Source organism: Bradyrhizobium sp. OK095 (assembly GCF_900109945.1).
Taxonomy (GTDB): domain Bacteria; phylum Pseudomonadota; class Alphaproteobacteria; order Rhizobiales; family Xanthobacteraceae; genus Bradyrhizobium.
The window spans coordinates 125310-150970 of the sequence record NZ_FOBX01000010.1 but is presented as its reverse complement, the minus strand read 5'-3'; the positions used below and the strand labels follow the sequence as shown (position 1 = coordinate 150970).

General features: G+C 63.8%; 23 protein-coding genes. 10 read left to right on the top strand and 13 right to left on the bottom strand.

Features of this window, described 5'->3' with window-relative positions; genetic code table 11:
* Positions 1-215: 215 nt before the first annotated feature.
* Positions 216-581 (top strand): response regulator, encoded by a 366-nt coding sequence (locus BMW89_RS26005; protein ID WP_008130064.1) that lies wholly within the window; start codon positions 216-218, stop codon positions 579-581.
* Between the two features lie 14 nt (positions 582-595).
* Positions 596-1969: a PleD family two-component system response regulator gene (locus BMW89_RS26000; protein ID WP_092030174.1), complete on the top strand. Its 1374-nt coding sequence runs from the start codon at positions 596-598 to the stop codon at positions 1967-1969.
* A gap of 314 nt (positions 1970-2283) precedes the next feature.
* Here the strand turns inward: BMW89_RS26000 and BMW89_RS25995 are convergent, their stop codons facing one another.
* The gene (locus BMW89_RS25995) at positions 2284-2889 is read right to left on the bottom strand and encodes a TetR/AcrR family transcriptional regulator (RefSeq protein ID WP_092030496.1); all 606 of its coding nucleotides are present in this window, start codon (positions 2887-2889) and stop codon (positions 2284-2286) included.
* A gap of 130 nt (positions 2890-3019) precedes the next feature.
* Between BMW89_RS25995 and BMW89_RS25990 the strand changes: the two genes are divergently transcribed.
* The gene (locus BMW89_RS25990) at positions 3020-4258 is read left to right on the top strand and encodes an MFS transporter (RefSeq protein WP_092030493.1); all 1239 of its coding nucleotides are present in this window, start codon (positions 3020-3022) and stop codon (positions 4256-4258) included.
* 6 nt (positions 4259-4264) lie between these two features.
* Here the strand turns inward: BMW89_RS25990 and BMW89_RS25985 are convergent, their stop codons facing one another.
* The 3 genes from BMW89_RS25985 to BMW89_RS25965 all read right to left on the bottom strand — a co-directional run bounded on the left by BMW89_RS25985 (position 4265) and on the right by BMW89_RS25965 (position 8776).
* On the bottom strand, positions 4265-5485 hold the full coding sequence (locus BMW89_RS25985; RefSeq protein WP_244547685.1) for an acyltransferase family protein: 1221 nt from the start codon (positions 5483-5485) through the stop codon (positions 4265-4267).
* A gap of 1673 nt (positions 5486-7158) precedes the next feature.
* Positions 7159-7326: a 50S ribosomal protein L33 gene (rpmG, locus tag BMW89_RS25970; RefSeq protein ID WP_007603295.1), complete on the bottom strand. Its 168-nt coding sequence runs from the start codon at positions 7324-7326 to the stop codon at positions 7159-7161.
* Positions 7327-7450: 124 nt separating this feature from the next.
* A complete protein-coding gene (locus BMW89_RS25965) occupies positions 7451-8776 on the bottom strand; it encodes an LLM class flavin-dependent oxidoreductase (protein ID WP_092030167.1) in 1326 nt (441 codons plus the stop codon).
* Positions 8777-8991: 215 nt separating this feature from the next.
* Here BMW89_RS25965 and BMW89_RS25960 point away from each other — a divergent pair, with 215 nt between their 5' ends.
* Positions 8992-9537: a hypothetical protein gene (locus tag BMW89_RS25960; protein WP_092030165.1), complete on the top strand. Its 546-nt coding sequence runs from the start codon at positions 8992-8994 to the stop codon at positions 9535-9537.
* 63 nt (positions 9538-9600) lie between these two features.
* Positions 9601-10959 (top strand): metallophosphoesterase family protein, encoded by a 1359-nt coding sequence (locus BMW89_RS25955; RefSeq protein ID WP_092030162.1) that lies wholly within the window; start codon positions 9601-9603, stop codon positions 10957-10959.
* A gap of 27 nt (positions 10960-10986) precedes the next feature.
* Here the strand turns inward: BMW89_RS25955 and BMW89_RS25950 are convergent, their stop codons facing one another.
* Genes BMW89_RS25950 through topA form a run of 4 tightly spaced genes read right to left on the bottom strand, consistent with a single transcriptional unit; the run spans position 10987 to position 17309 of the window.
* Positions 10987-11739, bottom strand: a complete 753-nt coding sequence (locus tag BMW89_RS25950) for an NUDIX hydrolase (protein WP_092030490.1) — start codon at positions 11737-11739, stop codon at positions 10987-10989.
* 32 nt (positions 11740-11771) lie between these two features.
* Positions 11772-12209, bottom strand: coding sequence for a DUF983 domain-containing protein (locus tag BMW89_RS25945; protein WP_092030160.1), 438 nt, complete (start codon positions 12207-12209; stop codon positions 11772-11774).
* Positions 12203-14560, bottom strand: a complete 2358-nt coding sequence (rnr, locus tag BMW89_RS25940) for a ribonuclease R (RefSeq protein ID WP_092030158.1) — start codon at positions 14558-14560, stop codon at positions 12203-12205. The genes BMW89_RS25945 and rnr overlap by 7 nt, the downstream gene beginning before the upstream one ends.
* A 7-nt stretch (positions 14561-14567) precedes the next feature.
* Positions 14568-17309, bottom strand: coding sequence for a type I DNA topoisomerase (gene topA, locus BMW89_RS25935; RefSeq protein ID WP_092030155.1), 2742 nt, complete (start codon positions 17307-17309; stop codon positions 14568-14570).
* Positions 17310-17537: 228 nt separating this feature from the next.
* On the opposite strand from topA, the gene BMW89_RS25930 reads away from it, so the two are divergent.
* Positions 17538-17777: a hypothetical protein gene (locus tag BMW89_RS25930; RefSeq protein ID WP_177196311.1), complete on the top strand. Its 240-nt coding sequence runs from the start codon at positions 17538-17540 to the stop codon at positions 17775-17777.
* A gap of 136 nt (positions 17778-17913) precedes the next feature.
* On the opposite strand, the gene BMW89_RS25925 is transcribed toward BMW89_RS25930, so the two are convergent.
* Positions 17914-18381, bottom strand: a complete 468-nt coding sequence (locus tag BMW89_RS25925; protein ID WP_092030150.1) for a winged helix-turn-helix transcriptional regulator — start codon at positions 18379-18381, stop codon at positions 17914-17916.
* 122 nt (positions 18382-18503) lie between these two features.
* Here BMW89_RS25925 and BMW89_RS25920 point away from each other — a divergent pair, with 122 nt between their 5' ends.
* Entirely contained in the window at positions 18504-19277 is a 774-nt protein-coding gene (locus tag BMW89_RS25920; protein WP_177196310.1) for an SDR family oxidoreductase, read from the top strand.
* 176 nt (positions 19278-19453) lie between these two features.
* Positions 19454-19636: a hypothetical protein gene (locus BMW89_RS25915; RefSeq protein WP_092030144.1), complete on the top strand. Its 183-nt coding sequence runs from the start codon at positions 19454-19456 to the stop codon at positions 19634-19636.
* A 58-nt stretch (positions 19637-19694) separates the two neighbouring features.
* On the opposite strand, the gene BMW89_RS25910 is transcribed toward BMW89_RS25915, so the two are convergent.
* Positions 19695-20303 (bottom strand): FMN-dependent NADH-azoreductase, encoded by a 609-nt coding sequence (locus BMW89_RS25910; RefSeq protein WP_092030130.1) that lies wholly within the window; start codon positions 20301-20303, stop codon positions 19695-19697.
* A gap of 95 nt (positions 20304-20398) precedes the next feature.
* Between BMW89_RS25910 and BMW89_RS25905 the strand changes: the two genes are divergently transcribed.
* Positions 20399-20800, top strand: coding sequence for a winged helix-turn-helix transcriptional regulator (locus BMW89_RS25905; RefSeq protein ID WP_092030127.1), 402 nt, complete (start codon positions 20399-20401; stop codon positions 20798-20800).
* On the opposite strand, the gene dprA is transcribed toward BMW89_RS25905, so the two are convergent.
* Both dprA and BMW89_RS37485 read right to left on the bottom strand, forming a co-directional pair.
* Entirely contained in the window at positions 20797-21939 is a 1143-nt protein-coding gene (dprA, locus tag BMW89_RS25900; protein WP_092030124.1) for a DNA-processing protein DprA, read from the bottom strand. The genes BMW89_RS25905 and dprA overlap by 4 nt on opposite strands.
* Before the next feature lie 130 nt (positions 21940-22069).
* A complete protein-coding gene (locus BMW89_RS37485) occupies positions 22070-22753 on the bottom strand; it encodes a hypothetical protein (RefSeq protein WP_143062832.1) in 684 nt (227 codons plus the stop codon).
* Between the two features lie 428 nt (positions 22754-23181).
* On the opposite strand from BMW89_RS37485, the gene BMW89_RS25890 reads away from it, so the two are divergent.
* The gene (locus BMW89_RS25890; RefSeq protein ID WP_092030118.1) at positions 23182-24426 is read left to right on the top strand and encodes an amidase; all 1245 of its coding nucleotides are present in this window, start codon (positions 23182-23184) and stop codon (positions 24424-24426) included.
* Here BMW89_RS25890 and BMW89_RS25885 read toward each other — a convergent pair.
* Complete coding sequence (locus BMW89_RS25885) at positions 24418-25611, bottom strand: patatin-like phospholipase family protein (RefSeq protein WP_092030117.1); 1194 nt, start codon at positions 25609-25611, stop codon at positions 24418-24420. The two genes, BMW89_RS25890 and BMW89_RS25885, sit on opposite strands and share 9 nt — an antisense overlap.
* Positions 25612-25661: the final 50 nt, after the last annotated feature.

Below are 25661 nucleotides of genomic sequence, written 5' to 3'. Positions count from 1 at the left end.
TTCCATTAACTTTCGGTGTCTACTTTGAAATCCATCATGCCCGAGTCTCAAGACCGCCGACAAGCAACTGGAAACCACATCGCAGAAAGTCGACCCTCGGGTTTAACGAAACTCAAGCTAATCCGAGTCTAGTTTGAATCCAGTTTTCGAAGCGCCTGATAGCGGCGCCTGAGGCGTCACATGCATCGGTCTTCAGGACCATACAGGAGGGCGGGATGGCTAAGACCGTCCTGATCGTGGAAGACAACGAGCTCAACATGAAGCTCTTCCGCGACCTGTTGGAGGCGCACGGCTACCAGACCTCCGGCACCAGCAACGGATATGAGGCGCTCGACCTGGTTCGCAAGATGCGGCCCGACCTCGTGCTGATGGATATCCAATTGCCGCAGGTCTCCGGCCTCGAGGTCACGCGCTGGATCAAGGACGATCCGGAGCTGCGCTCCATTCCCGTCGTCGCGGTCACGGCCTTCGCGATGAAGGGTGACGAAGAACGCATCCGCGAGGGCGGCTGCGAGGCCTATTTGTCCAAGCCGATCTCGGTCGGCAAATTCATTGAGACGGTCCGGCGTTTTATCGGATAGGAAGTGAGTTCAAAGTGTCCGCGCGTATCCTGGTCGTCGATGACGTTCCTGCCAACGTCAAGCTCCTCGAAGCCCGTCTGTCCGCCGAATATTTCGACGTGATGACCGCCTCGAACGGCACCGAAGCGCTGGCGCTGGCCAGCCGCGCCGAATGCGACATCATCCTGCTCGACGTGATGATGCCCGACATGGACGGCTTTGAAGTCTGCCGCCGCCTCAAGACCGATCCGGCAACGCACCACATTCCCGTCGTGATGGTCACCGCGCTCGACAGCCCCGCCGACCGCAACCGCGGCCTGGAAGCCGGCGCCGACGACTTTTTGACAAAACCCGTCTCCGACGTCGTGCTGATCGCGCGCGTGCGCTCGCTGACGCGGCTGAAGATGATGACGGACGAGCTGCGCATGCGCGCCATCACCTCGCTCGAGATCGGCATGCAGGCGCCCGAGCGCAGTGCCGTGGCCGACACCGGCAAGGGCGGCCGCATCCTGCTGGTCGACGACCGCCAGTCCTCCTATGAGCGCCTGGCGAGCCTGCTCGCGGCCGAGCACACCGTCGACGTCGAGCCGAACCCGACGGAAGCGCTGTTCCACGCCGCCGAGGGCAATTACGATTTGCTGATCGTCTCGCTCGACCTCAACAATTTCGACGGCCTGCGGCTCTGCAGCCAGGCGCGCTCGCTGGAGCGCACGCGCCATGTGCCGATCCTGGCAATCGCCGACCCCGAGAACTCGACGCGGCTCCTTCGTGGGCTCGAGATCGGCGTCAACGACTATCTGCTGCGCCCGATCGACAAGACCGAGCTGCTGGCGCGCGCCCGCACCCAGATCCGCCGCCGCCGCTACACCGATCACCTGCGCGACAACGTGCAGAACTCGATCGAGATGGCGATCACCGACGCACTCACCGGCCTGCACAATCGCCGCTACATGGAGAGCCATCTGGCGACGCTCGCCGAGCAGGCATCCACGCGCGGCAAGCCCCTGGCGCTGATGATTTTGGACATCGACTATTTCAAGTCGATCAACGACAATTACGGGCATGATGCCGGCGACGACGTGTTGCGCGAATTCGCGGTGCGGGTGCGCAAGTCGATCCGCGGCATTGATCTGGCCTGCCGCTACGGCGGCGAGGAGTTCGTCATCGTGATGCCGGAGACCGATCTGCACGTCGCCGGCATGGTCGCTGAACGCCTGCGCCGCTCGATCGCCGGCGAGCCCTTTGCGATCCACAAGGGCACCAAGCGCATCGAGGTCACCATCTCGATCGGCCTCACCACGCTGGAACAGAAGGGCGAGGCGGTGGCCGACGTCCTCAAGCGCGCCGACACCGCGCTGTACCGTGCCAAGCACGACGGGCGCAATCGGGTTGTGTCGCACGCGGCGTGAGGCTGCCTGCGCACAAAAATCGAAAACAACCCCATGCACAGTAGCCGGCGTGAGCCGGATCAATGGCTTGCCGGTCGCGGTGAGTGATATTCGGATTTTGTGAATTTTGCTTGACCCGTCGGGCAAAACAGGTGCATGATGTCAGGGTCGCGAGAGCCGGCAAACTCCACTGTCATTCCCCGCGAAGGCGGGGAATCCAGTACGCCGCGGCCTCTCGGTTCAATCACAACTGTCTCTGGAATACTGGATCACCCGCTCCAGTGCGCAATTGCGCGCAAGGCGGGTGATGACACCGTGAGGTGCGGCGGCAACGCTTAGTGGGGCGCGCGCTTGCCTGTCGCCGCCGGCTTCGCCGCACCACCCACATCAACCCCCGCATTCCGCAACAGCACCGTCGCCGCGTCCTTCGCGGCACGCGCCATCGTGGGGTCGTCGCGCACCAAGTCCTGCGCGATGGAGCCGTCGACCAGCAGCACGAGTTGCGTCGCGAGTGCCTCCGCCTCCGCAACGCCAAGCTCGTTCAAGCGATCGCGAAACCAGACTCGGCGGCTCTCCTTGAAGGCGATCGCGATCTTCTTCACTGCCCGGTCGGTGGGACCGAGCTCCGCGACCGCATTCACGAACGGGCAGCCGCGGAAATCTTTTGCCGCAAAGCGCCGCTCCAGCGAATCGAACGTGGCGAGGATCTGCTCGGCCGGCGGCTTGTCGGACGGGCGAGCGTGGACGAAACGGCGTTCCAGATAGGCTGCGATCAGCGCGTCCTTGGAGGGGAAGTGGTTGTAGAGCGTGCGCTTGGAGATGCCGACCTCGGCCGCGATGGTGTCGACGCCGATGGCGCGAATGCCTTGCAGATAGAACAGCTTGTCGGCGGTCTCGAGGATCCGCTCTTTCATCGTCTGTGGGGTCGTCGGGGGAGCCATGCGATAGCTGCGCATCCTGTTCGCTTGACAGCGTGCACCTTTCATAGCCTAGTTACACAGGTCTGTGTAACCAAAATCAATGCGAATTGCAGACGCCGGCGCGCGCGCCGCGCCCACGAGGGAGAACGAAATGCCCCTGTTGCAGGTCCTGCGTCCGACGTTGCCGATTCTGATCGGCGCCTCGATCATGCTGACGCTGAGCATGGGGCTGCGGCAGAGCCTCGGCATCTTCATGCAGCCGCTGACGCACGACATTCACATCTCGATCTCGGATTTCACGCTGGCGCTGGCCGTGCAAAACCTCGCCTGGGGCTTTCTCCAGCCGCCCATCGGCGCGCTCACCGTGCGCTACGGCTTTCGTCCGATCATGATCACGGGCGCGCTGATGTATATCGCGGGCCTGATCCTGATGGCGACCGCAAACGGCCTCGTCAGCATCATGATCGGCGGCGGCATCCTGATCGGCACATCGCTTGCCTGCACGGCGGCTGCGATCGCGATGTCGGTGGCGGCGCGCGCGGTGCCCGCGACGGTCCGCTCGACCGTGCTCGGCATTGTCTCAGGCGCGGGCTCGCTCGGGGCGCTGTTGTCGGCGCCGCTGGGACAGATGCTCAACGAAGGATTTGGCTGGCGCGTCGGGCTCGCCGGCTTCGTGGTGATGTCGGTGCTGATGATCCCCGCGGCCTGGTACGCAGGGCGCGTCGACAAGATTCCGCTGCCGAAGCCCTCGGCCGACGACATCGGCGATGCCACGGCCATGACGGCGGCGAAGACCGCGTTCGGCAACGCGTCCTTCGTGGTGATGACCTGCGCCTATCTCGTCTGCGGCATGCAGCTGGTGTTCCTCACCACGCATCTGCCGTCCTATCTGGCGATCTGCGGCCTCGATCCGATGCTGAGCGCGCAGACGCTCGGCATGATCGGCGGCTTCAACGTGCTGGGCTCGTTGTTCTTCGGCTGGGCCGGCCAGCGCTGGAACAAACTGGCGCTGCTGGGCGGCATCTACATCTTCCGTTCGATCGCGCTCGCCTGGTACTTCATGCTGCCGGCGACGCCCGCCTCGACGCTGCTGTTCGGCGCCATCATGGGCTTCCTCTGGATGGGCGTCGGCCCGCTGGTCGCAGGCGCGGTCGCCGAGATGTTCGGCCTGCGCTGGCAGGCAATGATTCAGGGCCTCGCCTTCATGAGCCACCAGATCGGCAGCTTCCTCGGCGCCTACGGAGGCGGGGTGATCTATGACGCGCTCGGCTCCTACAACATGGCCTGGCGCATCGGTGTGGCGCTGGGTCTTGCCGGCGGCATCATCCAGGTCGCGTTCGCGCTGATCCGGCCGTCGCAGCCGCCGGCGCCGGTGTTGCGGACGGCGTAGCTCCGGCTAGGGCGCGACGACGTTCACCTTGACCGAGACAGTCAGCCGAAGGCGTAGCCCCCGGGCCGACGCCGGATGGCGCGATGCCGGCTGTCTCTCCGGAAGCTTTCCGAAATGCGAGAGGGTTTGCATCAGCGTGCGTCTGACGGTGGGCTCGATCTTCGCGCAAATGAACCAGCAGACCAGGACAAGCATGCCCAGCGCGATCCATACGGCCGAAGTGGCATCCAGGCCGGCATCGACCAGGGCGCGAATGATCGCCGTGCCAATGACGTTGTGGGTGAGATAGAGCGGGTAGGTGATCAGCCCGAGCGTTCTCAAATAGGTCGGTGCTTCAGCCGGGGCGATGCCCGCAGAGCGCCTGCTTCGGTTCGCGGCACGGGCAATGAAGAGCACCGCGGCTGCCCAGACCATGATCGGCACGAGGGCTGACTGGTCCGCGATGGCGGGTATGGACGTCAGGAAGAAGGAAGCAAAGAAGTAGATTTCTGCCGCGCCCGAAAGGCAGGTGACGGCAAGTGCGACCTGTTCGAGCGCCGTCAATTCTCGGTTCGCAGAAATGAACAGCCAGATCCCCAGCGCGAAGAAGCAACCATGGCTCAACAGGAATGCTGCGCACGGCACCCGAAACATCAGAATGACGAGATAGGGCAGGTCGGACGGCGTCGTGCAGGACGCTACCAGCAGCGCGACGGCATTGAATATCGCGCTGTAGATGGTGAGACCAAAGGCCAGGTGTCGCAGCGTGATCCTCTTCGTGAGCATCGCGCAAAACACGAGACCGTAAAACGCCGTCTCGGCGGCCAGCGTCCAATAGACCTCGTCGAGCCATTGACCCGTGACGCCCTTGGGAACCATCAGCATGGCGTGGATGTAGGGCAGGATGAATTCGGAGGCTGATCCACTCCCGAAGAGAAGCAGAACGAGGAAGGTCGCGGTGGCGCAGACCCAGACCGCCGGATAGATCCTGAGTGCGCGACCAAGAAGAAACTCGCCCGGCGAAGATGTGCTCGCGGAATTTGCGATGACGAAGCCGGAAATGACAAAGAATATTTCCACGCCGACCCAGCCGAACCATGTGAAGGGCGCGGCGGAGGGGTAGAGGACAGCGGCGGCGACGGTGCGCTCGAAACCGGGCACGCCGATTGAAACCCAGGCCCAGGACCAGAACATCTGGTGAAAAATGGCGACCCCGAGAGCGGCGGCGAAGCGCAGCGGATCCAGCAACGGCAAATGGCTCTTCACGGGAATGGACCAGGTTCATGGAACGATCCCGTTGGAGATATTGAAGCCGTTCACGGCGCTCTGCGAGGTGGCTCACACTTGCCTGCCGACGTCGGAATGTGCAGGTCTGGCTCAGCTCTCGTGCCCCGGACGCAGCGCAGCGTCACTTCGACGGTGCGCTGCAGAGCCGGGGCCCATGCCTCTGCAATGTACCGTGTTGCGCTCTGGGTCCCGGCTCAGCGCAGCAGCGTTGCACGCTGCAGCGCGTCCGGGACACGCAAGCCAAAACAAAGCGGGGCCGTGAGGCCCCGCAAAAGTTTTCAGCTTATCCCGCGATTCTTGCTTGACCTTGGCTTCGCGGAATTCGAAATGCCTGCAGCAACCAGCGAGAGATATGATTATCGACGTCCTGGCCGCTTGAGATCGGCGACCTTGAACCTGTTGCCGGCCTGCAGGCTACTGCAAAACCAGTGGGCCTTGTTTCGGTTTTCGCCCAGGAACACCTTTGTCTCGACGCAATTCTCGTAGGATGCATGGGTGATGGTGTCTCGGCACGTTGGCGAGAAGGGTCCATAGTTCAGACCGCCGCCCGACTCGCTGCATCCAACCCAGGGATCCTTGCCGCTTGGGAAGCTTGATGCACAGCCACCGTTGCAACTGCTCGCGACCTTCTCCAGGCTGCTAATCCTGCCCATCACGGAACCCGGCGCATACGACGGCGTGCGAGTGGCTGACGTGCGAGCGGTCGACACAGTCCGGCGCGGCGCCGTTGTGTTTGCGCCTCGCTCCGACACGTGCGGCTTTGCCACCTGCTTCGGTGCATCGACCGTGACGGGGGGAAGCGTGGCGGCGGAGCCTGTCGGGATTTGCGATGCTGCCGGGGCGATCAGCAGGACCGTTGACAAGACAGCGACGGCTGAAGGCACGACAAAGCCTGGCGACAATCTCATGACATGATCTCCCCAAATCGGGACGGGATGCCGTCCCGTAAGTGCACGGTAACATACATTCGGGGTTGAGCAACCGGGGGTTGATAAGATGTCCGCCCAATGACTCGCCACCGACATGACGCCTAACTGTGCGGGGATCTGGCAAGGCCGACAGCAACTTTGGCTCCTGCGACCCCACCCACGACAAAGCACGCCAAGGTCACGAATAGCAGGAGGGGGGTCCAATCGCTGTGAATGCCTCCCTTCGCGTAACCGAGAAGCGAGATCCCGATCGACAGGGCCGCGAATGCAAGCGTAGCCGCTCCAAGCGCGAAGCCCAGCAGACCAGCGAGTAGGGCAGCCAACGAAGTTCTCACATACGCCATCCGAACATCCTCCGGGCGCCTGGAGCGTCCCCGATGACGACGGCAGGAGTCAACTCGGCCCTCGTGCCCCGGACGCAGTGCAAGGGGCAGGTGGCTTAACGTTTCGAATCCTGCAGTCTCACCGTCATCCTGAGGTGCTCGTCCTGCGGTTTACCGCAGGGCGAGCCTCGAAGGACGACGGCCCGGCTGCATCTCGGCCACTCATCCTTCGAGGCTCCCGATGGGACGCGTTGCGTCCCATCACTCGCACCTCAGGATGACGGATCAAAGCAGCGCGCACGGGACACGAGAGGCCAAATAAAAACGGGGCCCGCAAGGGCCCCGCAAAGTCGTTCAGCGTCAGCGATCTTACTTGATCTTCTTACTTGATCTTGGCTTCGCGGAATTCGACGTGCTTGCGCGCGACCGGATCGTACTTCTTCTTGACCAGTTTGTCGGTCATGGTGCGCGAATTCTTCTTGGCGACGTAGTAGAAGCCGGTGTCGGCCGAGGACACGAGCTTGACCTTGATGGTGACCGCTTTGGCCATGTTCTGAACCTCAGAAAATTGGGGAATCTGGAGCCGGCCAAACGGCCCGCGTTGGCCGGCAACCTAGCCAGAAACGACCTGATGTCAAGGTTTTACACCCCAAAAACCACCCAAAACGGTCCCATCAGGCCTCGAAGAACCGGTTTTTGGGCCGCGGCAGGCCCAGATTCTCCCTCAAAGTGGGCCCTTCATATTCTTTGCGGAAAATCCCGCGCCGCTGCAGCTCCGGGACCACCTTGTCGACGAAATCGTCGAGGCCAGCGGGCAGGAACGGGAACATGATGTTGAAGCCGTCGGAGCCGCGCCCGACCAGCCATTCCTCCATCTGATCGGCGATGGTTTTCGCGGTACCGACGAAGGCGAGCCCGCCATAGCCGCCGACGCGCTGGGCGAGCTGGCGCACCGTGAGTTTTTCGCGCGCGGCGAGATCGACCATGCGCTGGCGGCCGCTCTTGCTGGCGTTGGTTTCCGGAATCTCAGGCAGTTGTCCGTCCGGATCGAAGCCGGAGGCGTCAGTGCCGAGAACGACCGAGAGCGAGGCGATCGCGCTGTCGTAATGCACGCGGCTGTCGAGCAGCGCGCGCTTCTCTTTGGCCTCATCGACGCTGTCGCCGACCACGACGAAAGCGCCGGGAAGGATCTTGAGATGTTCGGGATCGCGGCCGACCTTCTCCATGCGGCCCTTGATATCGGCATAGAGCTTTTGCCCGTCGGCGAGGCTGCCGCCGCCGGTGAACACGGCTTCCGCCGTCTCCGCCGCGAGCTGCCTGCCGTCCTCGGAGGCACCGGCCTGCACGATCAGCGGCCAGCCCTGCACGGGGCGGGCGATGTTGAGGGGCCCGCGCACCTTCAGATATTTGCCGTTGTGGTCGAGCGTGTGCATTTTCGAGGGGTCCATGAACAACCCGCTCTCGACGTCGCGCACGAAGGCGTCGTCGGCGAAGGAATCCCACAAGCCCGTGACGACGTCGTAGAACTCGCGGGCGCGCTTGTAGCGCTCGGCGTGCTCCATGTGATCGTCGAGGCCGAAATTCAGCGCCGCGTCCGGGTTCGAGGTGGTGACGATGTTCCACCCCGCACGCCCGCCGCTGAGATGGTCGAGCGAGGCGAAGCGGCGCGCGACGTGATAGGGCTCGTCAAACGTGGTCGAGCCGGTCGCGATCAAGCCGATCCGCTCGGTGACGGCCGAGAGCGCCGACAGCAGCGTGAACGGCTCGAAGGAAGTGACGGTGTGGCTGCGCTTGAGCGCATTGATCGGCATGTTCAGCACGGCCAGGTGATCGGCCATGAAGAAGGCGTCGAACTTGCCGGCCTCAAGCTTCTGGATCAGCGTCTTGATGTGACCAAAATTGAAATTGGCGTCCGGCCAGGCGCCGGGATAGCGCCAGGCGCCGGTGTGGATGCTGACCGGGCGCATGAACGCGCCAAGCTTGAGTTGCCGTTGTGCCATCGCGCCCCGCTTCCATGTTGGGTGTCGTTCATGAACACATAGGTGCGCCGCGGAACTCCGCCATTGGGGGAGACGGGAAGAATCTTTTGATTTTCGCGACACGCCCAGCACAATCGCGTCATTCCAGAGCGGCGAGCCCGGAATGACGGAGGAGGGGGCTCGAACCTATCTACCGCTCGTTCCGACCAAGCCATGACCTCGTGAGGAAACCCGGTATGGCAGGCGCAATGACAGTGGATGGCGGCATGGTCCGCATCGATCGGCCGATGCCCCGGGTCGGCCGGCTGCTGTCGCTGCCGCTGCTGGCGGCGAGCTTCTATCTGCTGTGGAATGTCGGGCTCGGCCTGCGCCAGGATTTTTCCGGATTCGGAAGGCTCGCCGACGATCTCGTGCCGGTGCTGGTCTTCATCGGGCTCGGGCTGCTGGTCGGCATTCCCGGTCTGATCCTGCTCACCTTCCGCACCTTCGTCGTCCTCAACGAGACGCTGCGCCAGATCGTCATCACCAGGCAGTTCGGCCCGCTGAATCTGCGCAAGCACCGCAATCTCGCCGACTATCATTTCATCAGCATCACCGACGACTATGACGCGGATCTGACGACCTATGAGGTCAACCTCTGCGGCAACAGGGGCACCGAGCCGATCACGCTGATGAGTTTTACCAAGCGTGAGGAGGCGGACCAGCTCGCCAGCGAAATCGGCAGCGTGCTCAAGCTGCCAGCGCGCGACTATGTCGGCACCGAGCCTGACGAAGCTGATTAAGGCCTGGTTGCTACTCGTTCCGGAAATTGCCATCCTCGCGGCCGAACACCGCGATGGAAGGCCATGACCTCTGCAAATGATTCCATTCCCGCGCTACTGCCGCGCGGCAACGGCCATCAATTTCTGTTGTATGGCGACTCATGCTCGGGTGTGCCCGGTGCCTTGCACGAAAAAACCTTCGCCTCGGTCAACGCAGTCGTTCAACGCCTGAGGCCGCAGCCTGACTTCATTCTCTTTCCGGGCGATGAGATCATCGGACTCACGCCTGACCCGGACGCTCTGCGCGCGCAGTGGCGATACTGGCTGGACACCGAAATGGCGTGGCTCGACCGTGCGGCCACTCCGATCTGGCACACGACGGGCAACCATACGACCTATGACGTGATGAGCGAGGCGGTGTTTCGCGCAGTGCTGGACCTGCCGGACAATGGGCCGCCGGGGCAGGCTGGCCTCTCCTACGTCGTGCGGCGCGGCGACCTCCTGATGGTGTTCGTCAACACGCTCTGGAGCGGCCTTGGGGGTGAGGGCCATGTCGAGCTCGCGTGGCTGGAAGCGACGCTCAGAGAACATGGTGATGCCCGACACAAGCTCGTCCTCGGTCATCACCCGGTATTTCCCATCAACGGTTTTACGGGGACGTATCAGCGCGAGATCGGCCACGAATATGCCCGCCCGTTCTGGGACATCCTGGTGAACGAAAACGTGCTTGCCTATCTGTGCAGCCATATCCTCGCCTTCGATGTGCAGGCCCATCGCGGCGTCCTGCAGATTTGCACGGCGGGCGCGGGAACGGCTCACAGGATGCCGGAGGGCGTCGAGTATCTGCATTGCGTTCAGGCCGCGCTCGACGAGGAGGGCCTGCGTTATCAGGTGCTCGATACCGACGGCGTCGTCAGGGAGAGGATGGAATGGCCGCTGCGTGATCCTGATCCCGCCGGCTGGAAAGAGCTGCCGCCTGGAGTTGCCGATGCGCCGTTCAGCGGATTCGTGCCGAGTGGCCGCAGGATCGATCTGAGACTGATTGGGCAAAGCGCTCTGACCGATGTCGCATCGGCTCAGACGATCCTGACGGCTTTCGCGCCCGGTTCGATCGCGCCGTTCTGGCTCGGGCTCCGCGGGCCGAAGCAAACGCTGACAGCCATCGTTGGCCGTCAGCCGGGGCGCAGCCCGTCCTACTGGTTTGGACCTGATCTTTCAGCAGGCCAGCAATTCGATATTCGCGTCACGCTCTATCCGGACATGGGCCCTGGCGGTCTTCTTTACCGCCAGCACAACTCCCCGCGCTGGTCGTCCTTCACCTCCGCATCGGCGCAAGGGCTGGAGCAGCTCGCGTGGCCGCGGCACTGGGCGATCGGTCACGGACAAGGCGGCAGCGAAGACCGCGCGTTCAGAGGTGCTGCGCTGCGTTTGCTGATGGCGTGAGCGGGTCCAGAGAGTTCGGTCGCCGGATCAGCCCAAAATATCCCTCTGCATCTTGCCGCCGTAGAAATGGAAGAACGGCACCGGGGCGTCGTGGCGCAGCGGGCCGGTGGCGAGGCGTGCATCGAGCTCGTTGAGCACGTTGCGCGTCATCGGATGCAGGTCTGCTAGCGGCTTTGAGCCGAGCTCGACCCAGACCAGCTCGACCAGCTCCGCGTCCGCATGGATCACGCCGTCGACACGGTGGGTGATCGCAGAGGCATCCGCGGTGAAGAAGCGCGTGTCGAAGCGCTTGACGCGGCCGGGCGGGGTGATCGCGCGCGCGATCAGGAACAGGCTGGAGGGATCGGGGAGGAGGCCTGCATCCGCGAACGGCTTCCAGCCGCCCTCGAGCTTTGGTGCCTTGCCTTCAGCTCTGCGCCCGAGGCAGAGACCGGTCTCCTCGCAAGCCTCACGGATCGCGGCGATCGCCAGCGACTTCGCACGCGAGGCAGGCGTCTTCGGGCTGCCCTTGGCGAGATTGGCTTCCAGCTCGGTGGTGATGGGCGCGGCACACGGCACGCGATAATCGTCCTTGTCGACGCGGCCGCCGGGGAAGACGAATTTTCCGGGCATGAACACCACCTTGTCGTGGCGCTTGCCGACCAGGACTTTTGGGGTCGTGCCGCTGCGATCAACCAGGATCAGCGTCGCCGCATCCTTGGGCCGAAAATAAGGATGGTGATCGGCTTCCTTGCCCTCGTGGATTTTTGCCTTTTCGGCTGCCTGCGACGTATCCGTCATGTCCTCACCCAAACCGCTTTTTGATTATTTGCCTAGACCGGCGGAATACCATCCGGAGGGTTGTCGTCAAAGCCGTGCATGCGCAGAGCCCATTGCAATCCGACCACGGCGCCCTTGACCGGCTGCAGCAGTGCGAGCGAGGCGAACAATGTAAAGGGCAGATAGGCCGCAAAGCTGATCCAGACCGGCGTCGTGTAATTGGTCTCGATCCAGAGGATGGTCGGCACGGTGATGTGGCCGACGATGACGATCACGAGATAGGCGGGCAGATCGTCGGCGCGATGCGGCGTGAAGTCGAGGCCGCAGACCGCGCAATTGTCCGCGGTCTTGAGGAAGGCACGGAACAACTTTCCCTCGCCGCAGCGCGGGCAGCGGCTGCGAAAGCCGCGCTTCATCGCCGTCCAGACGTCGCGCTTCTCGACGAGACCGGTCTCGCGCGTCCAGATCTTTGGGGCCGTGCTCGTTACCATGCCTTGCCCTTCTGACCCCCACCTTTGCCCTTGTTCTTGCTTTTGCCCTTCTTAGGTTTGCCGGATTTTGGCTTCGGCGGCTTGTGTTTTCTATCCGGACTGCGGCCGGGCAGGGCCTTGAACGAGGGGCGGCGTTGCGGGCCGGGTTGCCCGCGGTCGCGCGGCGCGGTCTCGCTGGACGACGACAGCAGCTCGAAGCGTAGCGCGCCTGCGATCGGTGCTGCTTCGATCAGACGGACGTCAACCACGTCGCCCAGCTGATACATGGTGCGGCTGCGCGTGCCGACCAGCGCATGGCGGCCCTCGTCATAGTTGAAATATTCCGTGCCGAGGGACCTGATCGGGATCAGGCCGTCGGCGCCGGTATCGGCAAGCTTGACGAACAGGCCGGCGCGGGTGACGCCGGAGACGCGGCCCTGAAAGCTTGAGCCGATGCGATCAGCCAGGTGATGAGCAATGAGCCGGTCGACGGTCTCGCGCTCCGCCTTCATCGCGCGCCGCTCGGTCACCGAGATGTGGGCTGCGACCTCGCCAAGAGTTTCCGGCGTCTCGCTGTCGGGCAGGGCGCCTTCGCCGAGCCCGAGCGCGCGGACCAATGCGCGGTGCACGACCAAATCGGCATAGCGGCGGATCGGCGAGGTGAAATGCGCGTAGCGGCGCAAGTTCAGGCCGAAATGACCGTAATTCTCGGAGGAATATTCCGCCTGTGCCTGCGAGCGCAGCACCACCTCGCTCACCAGCGGGAAGTGGTCGTGGCCTTCGAGCTGGGCCAGCACACGGTTGAACAAAGCGGGGCGGAGCGCGCCGGTCTTTGCAAAGGGAACGTCCAACGTCTTCAGAAATTCCGCGAGCGCATGAACCTTCTCCAAGGTCGGCTCGTCATGCACGCGGTAGATCAGCGGGAGCGATTTCTTCTCCAGCATCTCGGCCGCGGCGACGTTGGCGAGGATCATGAACTCCTCGATCAGCTTGTGCGCATCGAGCCTGTCGGGCACGACGACGCGATCGACCGTGCCGTCGCTCTTTAGCAGGATTTTTCGCTCGGGCAGATCGAGATTGAGCGGATCGCGCTCGTCGCGCGCGCGCTTGGCGCAGGCATAGGCCGCGTAGAGCGGCTTCAGGATCGGATCGAGCAGGGGGCCGGTGGTGTCATCAGGCCGTCCGTCGATCGCGGCCTGCGCCTGCGCATAGCTCAGCTTGGCCGCCGAACGCATCAGGATGCGGTGGAAACTGTGCGAGCGCTTGCGGCCGTCGGGGCCGAGCACCATGCGCACCGCGAGCGCGCCGCGCGGCTCACCCGGCACCAGCGAGCAGAGATTGTTGGAGATGCGCTCGGGGAGCATCGGCACGACCCGGTCGGGAAAATAGACCGAGTTGCCGCGGTCGAGCGCATCGCGGTCGAGCGCGCTGCCCGGCCGCACGTAGAAGCTCACATCGGCGATGGCGACGTCGACGATGAAGCCGCCTCTGTTGTTGGGATCGGGATCGGCCTGCGCATGCACGGCATCGTCATGATCCTTTGCATCCGGCGGATCGATGGTGATGAGCGGGACGTCGCGCCAATCCTCGCGCCCTTTCAGATTGGCCGGCTCTGCGGCTTCTGCCTCTCGCTCGGCGGGAGATGAGAATTGCAGGGGAATGTCGTGGGCGTAAATCGCGATCAGGCTGATCGCCTTCTCCGATTTGACCGACCCGAGCTTCTCCTTGACCCGGCCTGACGCCAGTCCAAAGGCGCGGGAGCGTACGATGTCGACGCTGACGAGATCGCCGTCCCGCGCGCCATGTGCATCGACTGCGGCGATGTTCAGCTCGCGATCGGCAGCCTTCTTGTCGACGGGGACGAGGCGTCCGCCGCCTTCGGGAAGCTCGCGGAACACGCCGAGGATGCGGCTCTTGGTTTTGTCGAAGACCTTGATGATGTGGCCGCGATAGGCCGGGCCGTCGGTCTCATCGGTACGTTCGACGCGCAGCAGCACGCGGTCGCGGACGCCGGCGACGGTGCCCGGCTTTGGCCGGCGCGGCATCTGGATGCGGATCTTTGGCGGCTCGCCGCCTTCGACCTCATCCCATTCGGTGGGGGAGGCGATCAATTCGCCGTCGGGGTCGCGCCCTGTAATGTCGGCGACCAGCGTCGGCGGCAGGCTGTCGGGCTCTGAAATCGTGTGGCGTGTTTTCTTGATGGTGCCGTCGTCCGCGAGCTCGCGCAGCAGGCGCTTGAGCTCGATGCGATCGGCGTTCTTCAGGCCGAACTCGCGCGCAATTTCGCGGGTGCCGACGTTTCCTTGATTTGCCTTGATGAAGGCGACGATGGCGTTCCGGTCGGGAAAGCCATGGTCATTCTTGCGTTTCACTTAACCTCTAAGTCGTGCCGGCGCTCTTCTTGGCCGGAGCTTTGGCGGCGGCTGCCTTGGTCGGCGACGTTTTGGCGGTCGACGACACGGCTGCGCGCGCCTTGCTGGTGGATTCGGATTTGGTTTTGGCCGCCTTCTTCGCGGCCGGTTTCTTCTTTGGTGCGGCGTCGTCGCCGTCGGCAGCCTTGGTCGCGGCCTTCTTGGCCTTGGCGGGCTTCGCTGCCTTCTTCGGCTTCTTGCCGCCGCCCTTGGCCGCGCGCTCGTCGATCAGTGCGATCGCCTGCGGCAGTGTGATGGCGTCTTTCTCAATGTCGCTCGGGATCGTCGCGTTGACGCCGCCGGCGGTGACATAGGCGCCGTAGCGGCCGCCCTTCACGGTGACGGTGCCGAGTGTCGGATGATCGCCGATCGCCTTGCCGGGATCGGCGCCGAAGCGGCGGCTCGGGCCCTTGGCGATCTTTTCCGCGATCAGCGTCACCGCGCGGTTGATGCCGATGTCGAACACCTCGTCGCCGGCCTCGAGGCTGGCATAGGTCTTCTCGTGCTTCACGAACGGCCCGAAGCGGCCGAGGCCTGCCGTGATCGGCTCACCGGTTTCCGGGTGCTTGCCGATCTCGCGTGGCAGCGACAGCAGCTTGAGCGCAAGCTCGAGCTCGACATCGGCGGGCGAGGTGCCTTTCGGAATGCCCGCGCGCTTCGGCTTCTCGCCTTCCGCATAATCCTTCTGCTCGCCGAGCTGGATGTAGGGCCCGAAGCGGCCGGCCTTGACCCAGACATCGCGACCGGTGTCGGGGTCCTGGCCGAGCGAACGGTCGGCGGTGGTCTCGCTGTCGGCGGCGAGCTGGCGGGTGTAGCGGCATTCCGGATAGTTCGAGCAGCCGACGAAGGCGCCGAACTTGCCGGCCTTCAGATTGAGCCGGCCGTTGCCGCAGCTCGGGCACTGCCTGATATCGCCACCATCCGCGCGCGGCGGATAGATGTGCTGTCCGAGCACTTCGTCGAGCACATCGAGCACCTGCGCCACGCGCAGATCCTTGATTTCATCGACGGCACCGATGAAGCCGGTCCAGAAATCCTTCAGCACTTGCTGCCAGGAGATCTCGTTGTTGGAGACGCGGTCGAGCTGCTCTTCCAGATTGGCGGTGAAATCGTATTCGACGTAGCGGGCGAAGAAGCTTTCGAGGAAGGCGACCACGACGCGGCCCTTGTCCTCGCCGTGCAGGCGCTTCTTCTCCAGCTTGACGTAGCCGCGGTCCTTCAGGACCTGGAGGATCGAGGCATAGGTCGAGGGCCGGCCGATGCCGAGCTCTTCCATGCGCTTGACCAGCGAGGCCTCCGAGAAGCGCGGCGGCGGCTCGGTGAAATGCTGGGTGACGGCGAGCGACTGCCGCTTCAGCGCGTCGTTCGGGCTCATCGCGGGCAGGCGGCGGGAGTCCTCGTCCTCCTCGTCGTCGCGGCCTTCCTGGTAGAGCGCGAGGAAGCCGTCGAACTTGACGACCTGGCCGGTCGCGCGCAGGTCCAGCGTGCGGCCGCCGGCCTTCGCGGTGATGTCGACGGTGGTGCGCTCGAGCTCGGCCGATTCCATCTGGCTGGCGATGGTGCGCTTCCAGATCAGCTCATAGAGCCTGGCCTGATCGGCATCGAGCTTGCGGCTCATGCTGTCGGGACGGCGCGACATATCGGTCGGGCGGATCGCTTCGTGCGCTTCCTGCGCGTTCTTGGCCTTGGCCTGGTACTGGCGGGGAGCTTCCGGCACGTAGGCGTTGCCGTAATCCTCGCCGATCACCTGGCGTGCCTGGGTGATCGCGGACGGATCGATCTGGACGCCGTCGGTACGCATATAAGTAATGAGTCCGGTGGTCTCGCCGCCGATGTCGATGCCTTCATAAAGGCGCTGCGCGATGCGCATGGTGTGCGCCGGCGCAAAACCGTATTTGCGGCTGGCTTCCTGCTGAAGGGTCGACGTCGTGAACGGCGCCTGCGGATTGCGCCGGGCGGGCTTTGCGTCAACGGAGGTGACGGCGTAGGCGGCCGTTTCCAGCGCCTTCTTGAAGTCTTCGGCTTCCGCGCCGGTGCCGATGTCGAGGCGCTGGATCTTCTTGCCGTCGGCGCCGACCAGGCGGGCCTCGAAGGCGTCACCGCGCGGCGTCAGCAGGGTCGCGATCAGCGACCAGTATTCGCGGGCGACGAATTTTTCGATTTCGAGCTCGCGGTCGCAGACCAGCCGCAGCGCCACCGACTGCACGCGTCCGGCCGAGCGGGCGCCGGGCAGCTTGCGCCACAGCACGGGGGAGAGAGTGAAGCCAACCAGATAGTCCAGTGCGCGGCGCGCCATATAGGCGTCGACCAGCGCACCGTCGATCTGGCGCGGATGCTTCATCGCGTCCGTGACGGCCTGCTTGGTGATGGCGTTGAACACCACACGCTCGATCTTGTGATCCTTCAGCGCGCGCTTCTCTTTCAACACCTCCAGCACGTGCCAGGAGATGGCCTCGCCCTCGCGATCAGGGTCGGTCGCCAGAATCAGGCGGTCGGCGCCCTTCAGGGACTTGGCGATATCATTGAGCCGGCCGGCCGCCTTGGGGTCGATCTCCCAGATCATCTTGAAATTGGCGTCGGGATCGACGGAACCGTTCTTCGCCGGCAAGTCCCGGACATGGCCGAACGAGGCCAGAACCTCATAGGACGAGCCCAGATACTTGTTGATCGTCTTGGCTTTCGCCGGCGACTCCACAATGACGATATTCATGTAGTTCCAGTAACTTACGGGGAAAATCTGGGCCGAATTCGATGAGATTCGGGTCGGCCGTTTCGACCCGAACATGGGTGGTGCGACCCTCGCTGTCAAATCGGGGGGTGTAGAAAGGCCCCCGGATGGGAAAAGTTTCATATCGAGAAAGTTGCGAAATACCACCTTGGAGTTGTGCCCGGTGTCAGCGTAGAGTTCCTCCGGGGCATGGATTCGGGGTGGGGTCTGGTGACTAAGCCAGGAAAGAAACGAGCGCGCGCCGCGTCTGGCGCGCGGGGAGGCTTGCGCAACGAGGAACCGGGGGAAGGCGGCGTCGAGGAGGCTGTCGCCTTCATCGCCGAGCAGGTCGGAGCATTGCGCAAGCTCGCCGAGCGCCACAAGCTCGACGTGCTGCATTATCTCCTGGGGATGACCAAGCTCGAGGCCGACGAGCATCTGCGGCTGCGGAGCAAGCGCAAGCTGTCGTGACGGGGAGAGACTGGGGCGCGCCGCTCTAACTCCGTCATTGCGAGCGCAGCGAAGCAACCCAGCGTCTTTCCGCGGGCGCATTTCTGGATTGCTTCGCTGCGCTCGCAATGACGACGCTGGTGGACAGCGCGGGCTATTACGCCGATCGACGTCGCGGCGCGGGCCGTGGCTTCAGCATGGTATCGGCGGGGCTGAGCAACCGCCCGTCCTGCGCGCGCAGTTCGAGCTTCCGCACCGGGCGGCCCTTGTCGCTATCGACCAAAATGGTCGCGATCTCTTCGGGGTGATCGTCGAATTCCTCGCTCCATTGCCGCAGCGCGACCAGGATCGGGAAGGTGCCGCGGCCCTTCGGCGTCAGCACATATTCCTGATAGGCGCTGCCGTCGGAAGCGGGGGCCGTGGTGAGAATGCCGTGGTCGACCATTGATCGCAGCCGCGCCGACAAGATGTTCTTGGCCATGCCGAGCTTGCTCTGAAACTCGCCGAAGCGGCGCAGGCCGAGCATTGCCTCGCGGATGATCAGCAGCGACCACCAGTCGCCGATCGCCTCCAGCGATCGTGCGATCGGGCAGGAATCGCCCTCGAAGCTCGTTCGTTTCACCATCGTCTTTCGTCCTGTCGCATTCGCCCGATTTCGGCGTCGATCACGCGCTTGTGTGGTTGCATCATAAAACCATATGGCCTAGATGGCAACTCAGTTTCATTATGCAACCACTGGAGGCGAGCGTGAGACTTCAAGGCAAGACGGCACTGATTACGGGCGGCAATAGCGGCATCGGACTTGCGACGGCAAAACTGTTCGTGGCCGAGGGCGCCAAGGTGGTGATCACCGGGCGCAACAAGGAAACGCTGGAGGCTGCCGCGAAGGAGCTCGGCCCGAACGCGCTCGCGGTTGCTGCCGATGCGACCGACATCGCCGCGACCGAAGCCGCGATCAAGAAGGGCGCCGAAAAATTCGGCAAGTTCGACATCGTGTTTGCCAATGCCGGGATCGCCGGCGGCACGCCGCTCGGTTCGGCCACGCTTGAGACGTTCGAGAAAGTCATCAGCACCAATCTCACCAGCGTGTTCTTCACGGTGCAGTCCGCGCTGCCCTATCTCAACGACAATTCCTCGATCATCCTCAACGGCTCGGTGATCTCCGTGCTCGGCAATCCCGGCTATTCGGCCTACGGCGCCGCCAAGGCCGGCGTGCGGGCGATGGCGCGTATCATGGCATCGGAGCTGTCGCCGCGCGGCATCCGCGTCAACGTGGTGGCGCCCGGCGCGACCCGCACGCCGATCTGGGGGCCCGCAACAGCAACGCCCGAAGCGGAGAAGGCGTTCGAAAAGCGCATCGCGCTGACGACGCCGCTTGGTCGCATTGGTGAAACAGATCACGTTTCGAAGACGGTGCTGTTCCTTGCTTCAGATGATTCCGCGCATGTGCAGGGCCAGGAGATCTTTGTCGACGGCGGTACTGTTGCCTCTCCCGCCGGCGCGCCGATCTATCGCGGCTGATCGACGTTTGCGAAAATTGAATCGGTCGGCGCGCCGATATCGGTTGCGCCGGCCGGTTCCCGCATCCCGGGAGACGTATTTTCTGAACCTTGCGTGATGCGTTGAACCTTCGCGCACGCTGCCAAGACTTTTTTACGGGCAGGGGGTCATAAGACTCATTTTCAAGGGAGCCCGTGATGCCAAAGGCAGCTCGTATTCTTTCTCCGATTTCAGCACCGCACATTTACACCGAACGTTCCGCCATTCGCGCCAAGCGCTCCGACACCTCCGAGTTCATCGGGGTGGCCATTTTCTCCGGCATCGGCCTGTTCGTTTCGCTCATCGCCGTCATTCTGGGCGTTCAGGGCGCCTGGTTTTAGCTCTGTCGAACTGTCAGCCGCCGCCGGATTCCGGCAGCGGCTGTTGTCGGCGTGAGCCTTACGCCGCTTGCAGGCCGTTCGCCGCCTGAAGCGCGCTGGCCAGCGCCTTCTCGCGATGATCGGGGCCAACCTGAATGCCGTCAGCGACGATGAATTCCGGACTCGTGATGCCCATGAAGGCGAGCACGCCGCGCAAATAGCTTTCGAGATGCTCCAGCGACGCCGCCGGCGTGCCCGGGCCGTAATAGCCGCCGCGCGAGATCGCCACGATCACACGCTTGTTGCCCGCAAGGCCCTGCGGGCCGTTCGCGCCGTACTTGAACGTCTTCCCCGCTACGAGCACGCGGTCGATCCAGGCCTTGAGCTGGCTGGGGATCGTAAAATTGTACATGGGGGCACCGATCACGACGATATCGGCATCGAGGAACTCGTTCAGCACCGCCGCGCTCGCGGCGAGGTCGGGTCCGAGTTCCGCAGGCGCGGGTGCGCCTTGCGCGGCTGCGAGGTGCGAGCCTGAGAGATGGGCGAGCGGGGTCTGGGTCAGGTCGCGATAGGCGACCTCAAGCGAAGGCGTCGCCTGCCTGAGACGGTCGACGATAGCGGCGGAAACCTGCCGGCTGACGGAGTGGGGGCCGAGCACGCTGGAGTCGATATGGAGAAGTTTCATTGAGGTCACCCATGGTATATGTTTGTAACTGGCGCTACATGAGTGACTGTCGAAATCCCCGCAAGAACGCACTTTTTTGAGCCGAGGGCACATTTTTGGAACCGACGCACAGCCATTTGCCTGTCTTGCCGCCGTTGCCGGACCGCGACCATGCGGACTGCCGTGGCGTCGCCTCGATCCTCGCGCGCGTCGGCGACAAATGGAGCGTGTTCGTCATCGTGATGCTGAGCGATGGGCCAAAACGCTTCAACGAGCTGAAGCGCATGATCAACGGCATCTCGCAGCGGATGCTGACCTTGACCTTGCGCGGGCTCGAGCGCGATGGCCTCGTCACGCGCACGATCTTCCCGACCATTCCGCCGCGCGTGGATTACGAGCTGACCGATCTCGGCCGCGGGCTGCAACAGCCGGTGAAGGCGCTCGGGGAGTGGGCGATCGAGCATCAGGAGCAGATCGCGGCGGCGCGGACCCGCTTCGACGAGCGCAACCAAACTTAGAGCAGCGAGACCAGTCCGCCGCCGTGGCGCTCAAGCTTTCCGGCAAGCTCAAGCTCCAGCAGCACGGTGCGCACGATCGCGGGCGAGGCGCCGGACATCCGCACGAGGTCGTCGATTCCGATCGGCGTCGGGCTGAGCAGGCCGGTGATCTGGTCGCGGTCGTGTCCTTGCGGATCGCTCTCAAAGGGTTCGCTGTCGGGTTCGCTGGCCGGATGCATCGCGGGCCGCTCCATGATCGGCTGGACCGCGTTGACGACGTCGGCGGCTTCGGTGACCAGCGTTGCGCCCTGCTTGATCAGATCGTTGGTGCCGGCGGCGCGCGGATCGAGCGGCGAGCCGGGGACAGCGAACACCTCGCGGCCCTGTTCGGCCGCCATGCGCGCCGTGATCAGCGAGCCCGAGCGGTGCGCCGCCTCCACCACGACGACGCCGAGCGCGGCGCCCGAGATTAGCCGGTTGCGGCGGGGAAAATCACGGGCGCGCGGCTCGTGGCCGAGCGGCATCTCGGAGATCGCAGCACCCTTGTGATCGAGGATCGCGGCGAGCAGATCGCCATGCTCGGGCGGATAGATGCAATCATGTCCGCCGGCGAGCACGGCAATCGTGCCGCTCTCGACGCTGGCACGGTGCGCAGCCTGATCGACGCCGCGGGCGAGCCCGGAGATCACGATGAAGCCGGCCTCGCCAAGCTCACGCGCGAGCTGGCCGGCGAATTTCAAGCCAGCGCCGGAAGCATTGCGCGAGCCGACGATGGCGATCACCGGACGCATCAAGGTCGCGTTGTCGCCGCGCACCGCGAGCAGCGGCGGCGCATCGTCGATCATCGCCAGCCGGCCCGGATAGCCGTCCTCGCCGGGCGCGATCCAGGCGATGCCAAATTTGCGGCTCGCGGCCAATTCGGCCTTGGCCTCATCCGCACTACAGATGCGCGCCGACCGCGACGCGCCGCCGCGGCGTGCCAGATCGGGCAGCCGCTCCAGCGCCGCGCGCGCGGTGCCGAAATGATCAACCAGCGAACGGAAGGTCCGTGGCCCGACATTGTCGGAGCGGATCAGCCGCAGGCGGTCGATCCGCTCAGCCTCGGTCAGCTCCACGCTTGGATTGATGGCGTCCACGGCGTCTCCTTGCAGGCACAGCATGGAACAACCTGAGGGCGTGGGCAACAGCGGCGTGTGGCTGCGCGACCACGTCGCGATGCTAAAAGCGGTGCGAAGTTCACATGGTCCTACCCAGCAGCAATGGAACGGCGTGTTTCGGTAGAAGATCTAATTACTGAAGCTCACAATCTCCCCGCGACACACCGGTCAAATCCTCGATACGCTTCCGAATTCTAACTTCCAAATCCGAACCCGGCTGTATCTTCTGACCGGACACCGCGCCGTATAAGTCCACCTTATATTTGGCCGTAAAAATGCCAAGCAGGTCTTTTCCCAATCGTCTCGTTTCAAAAGTTATCTCTGCAAAATTTCCCATCTTGTCGGGATCGGTGATGCTGGGTCTCAATTCTGCTTTATCTCCTCCCTTGATGGGAGGGAACGTGGCGATGGCCCCGAGGGTGTCTGCGTACACGCCGATATATTGCTTGAAAGCCGCCGTGTTTTTTTCAAGTGCTTTCTGATCTGGCATGACGCCATCCCACTTGCACTTGTAATATGCCCTAGACCAAGTGGAATCTAACGACTTGGTGAGCGGCTTTTGCGTTGTTTTTTCTGGTGAAGCGGGGGAGGCCGTTAAGGTCTCAGTCGGCGCGAGACCAATATAAAGCCAACCCAAAAGGGCAGCTGACCCGAGGCTTAATGTCACCGTCACCGCAATTGCGATTAATCGCTTCGAAAAAAGCAGTCTAGCGAATTCCCATAAAGCGAAACCGGCGAAAGGCCACGCTACGAGAAGAAGCCATCTTGCATCGTGAATCATCACGGCTACTACTGTGAGTACAATAGTCGCGAACATGCAGGCGCTTTCCCCAGAACAGGGTGCTTTGCAGCAAGGCCTGCAAACGCTCGGCGAGTTCTTTTTCCATAGGAAAGCCCCCTCGGCCATTCTAGCTCAGGGAGCCCGACGCTTGAATGGATGGCATAGGTGTTTTCCCGCATCGTTCATCTCCCTTTTTGGGATGAACGGAATGATGTCGTCAGGCCAATTAGCGGGTGCTAGGCCTGCGCGGAGGCGTTTGCGCCATAATACCTTGCAGCCTGACGGATCAGCCGTAGGCGGTCGATCCTGTCAGGCTCGGTCAGCTCCACGCTCGGATTGATGGCGTCCACGGCGTCTCCTTGTGGAGGCAGCATGGAACAACCTGAGGGCGTGGGCAACGGCGTCGTGCGCTTGCTTGGCTCCTTCGCGATGCTAAAAGCGATGCCAATAAGAAGGGTATTGCCATGATCTCACTCGCCGACCTCCAGCGCCGCATTGAAGCGGGCGAGCTTTCGCCTGAGGACGCCATCGCCCAGTCGCACGCGGCGATCGAGGCCAAGGAGAAGGACGTCCACGCCTTCGTTCGTCATGACAAATCCGCCAAGGCGCAAGGCTCCGGGCCGCTGCGCGGCATCGCGGTCGGCATCAAGGACATCATCGACACCGCCAATATGCCGACCGAGATGGGCTCCGAGATCTATCGCGGCTGGCAGCCGCGCGCGGACGCGCCCGTGGTGATGATGCTGAAGCGGGCAGGCGCCACCATCATCGGCAAGACCACGACCACTGCGTTCGCCTCGCGCGATCCGACCCCGACGCTCAATCCGCACAATTTTGGCCACACGCCTGGTGGTTCGTCCTCGGGCTCGGCGGCGGCTGTCGGTTCCGGCATGATCCCGCTGGCGCTGGGCACCCAGACCGGCGGCTCGGTGATCCGGCCCGCGGCCTATTGCGGCGCTGCTGCGATCAAGCCGTCGTTCCGCATGCTGCCGACGGTCGGCGTGAAATGCTATTCGTGGGCGCTCGACACGGTCGGCCTGTTCGGTGCTCGCGCGGAAGATCTCGCGCGTGGATTGTTGGGAATGACCGGGCGCACCGAATTCTCCGGCATCGTCGCGGCGAAGGCGCCGCGCATCGGCGTGGTCAGGCAGGAGTTTGCCGGCGCCGTGGAGCCGGCGGCCGAAGAGGGGCTGCAAGCTGCGATCAAGGCGGCCGAGAAGGCCGGTGCGAGCGTGAAGACCATCGACCTGCCGGAGGCCGTGCAGGAAGCGTGGCGCATCCATCCGATCATCCAGGATTTTGAGGCGCATCGCGCGTTCGCCTGGGAGTTTTCGGAGCGTCACGACGAGATCGCGCCGATGCTGCGCGCCAGCCTCGATGCGACCGTCGGCCTGACGCCGAAGGATTATGACGACGCGCGCCGGATCAGCCGCCGCGGCCGCCGCGAGATCAGCGAATTGTTCGAGGGTTTCGACGTGCTGCTGACCTATTCGGCGCCGGGCACGCCGCCGGCCAAGGAGCTCGCCTCCACCGGCGACCCCCGCTACAACCGGCTGTGGACGCTGATGGGCAATCCTTGCGTCAACGTGCCGGTGCTGAAGGTTGGTGGCCTGCCGATCGGCGTGCAAGTGATCGCGCGCTTCGGCAATGATCCCGGCGCGCTCGCGGTCGCGTGGTTCCTGGAGAATGCGCTGGCGAAATCAGGCTAGCACAGGTTCGGCGGTCAGGGCGCGTTGGGCCTCAGTGCCGACCGCGCCTTGCCCGAGCCAGCGCTCCGCAGCCTCACGGCCGCTCCGGTGCAACAGACGGATGAAGCCGCGGCCGAGATCGGTCGATGAGCGCTGCGCAAGTCCCTCAACGGAGTCTTCGGCGGCGATCCTGGAGAGCCGCAGCGAGGGCGCGGCATGTGCCTGCGCCCATTCGAGCGCCGCGATTTCGGCATTGAGCGCGGCGTTGGCGGCGATCTGGTCGAGCCGGCGGTCGATCGCGGCGAGCGTGATCGGCACGTAGCTGTCGCGGGCCGGGGTGAGCTGGACGAGCAGCAGGTCGGCGGTTGTCGATTCCTGCGCCAGCTTGATCAGCGGCGGATTGCCGCCAAAACCGCCGTCCCAATAGGCCTCGCCGTCAATCTCGACGGCGCAGTGAACCAACGGCGGGCAGGTCGAGGCCAGTGCAACGTCGGCAGTGATGGCGTCATTGCGAAAGATCTGTTGCTGGCCGTCGCGGATTCGCGTCGCCGCGATCAGCAGTTTTGGGCACGCCGTATCGCGCAAGGTGGCAAAATTGATGTCGCGCGACAGCGCCTGCCGCAGCGGATCGAGATCGAACGGATCGAACTGGCCGGAGCGCAGCGTCGGCCCGAACGCGACCGAGCTTCCCGCCGGCGAAAAGCCGCCGACCAGCATCAGCGAGCGGAACGAGGCCTCGTGCATCAGGCGAATCCAGAACCGGTTCAGCCGCGCGCGGGCCGCTTCACGGCCGCCCTCGGCGAGGCCGCAAGCCAGCAGCAGCGCGTTGATGGCGCCGGCGCTGGCGCCGCTGATGGTGTCGATCTCGATGGATGGCTCTTCCAGCAGCCGCTCCAGCACGCCCCAGGTGAATGCAGCAAAAGTGCCGCCGCCCTGGAGCGCCAGCGACAATTTTCGCGGCGGCCATTGCTGAGAGCGCGGCTGCACGGGCGCAGCAGGCGCGGCTTTGATTGCGATCTCGATCGGCGCAGGGGCTTGTGCGACGGGAACAGGTGGCGATGCTGGCGGTGGAACGGGTGTAGGCTTCGGAGCAGGAGAGGGCGCACCGGACCAGATGTCCGTTGCCGAGAGCAGTTGGCTTGCCGCGGTGCGCGCAGCATTTTGCGAACCACCGTCGATATGCGCGCCAACAATCTTCTCGCTCATTCTGAGCAACCGCTTGAGGCCATTCCTCTGTCAGGATGACAGGCATGGAA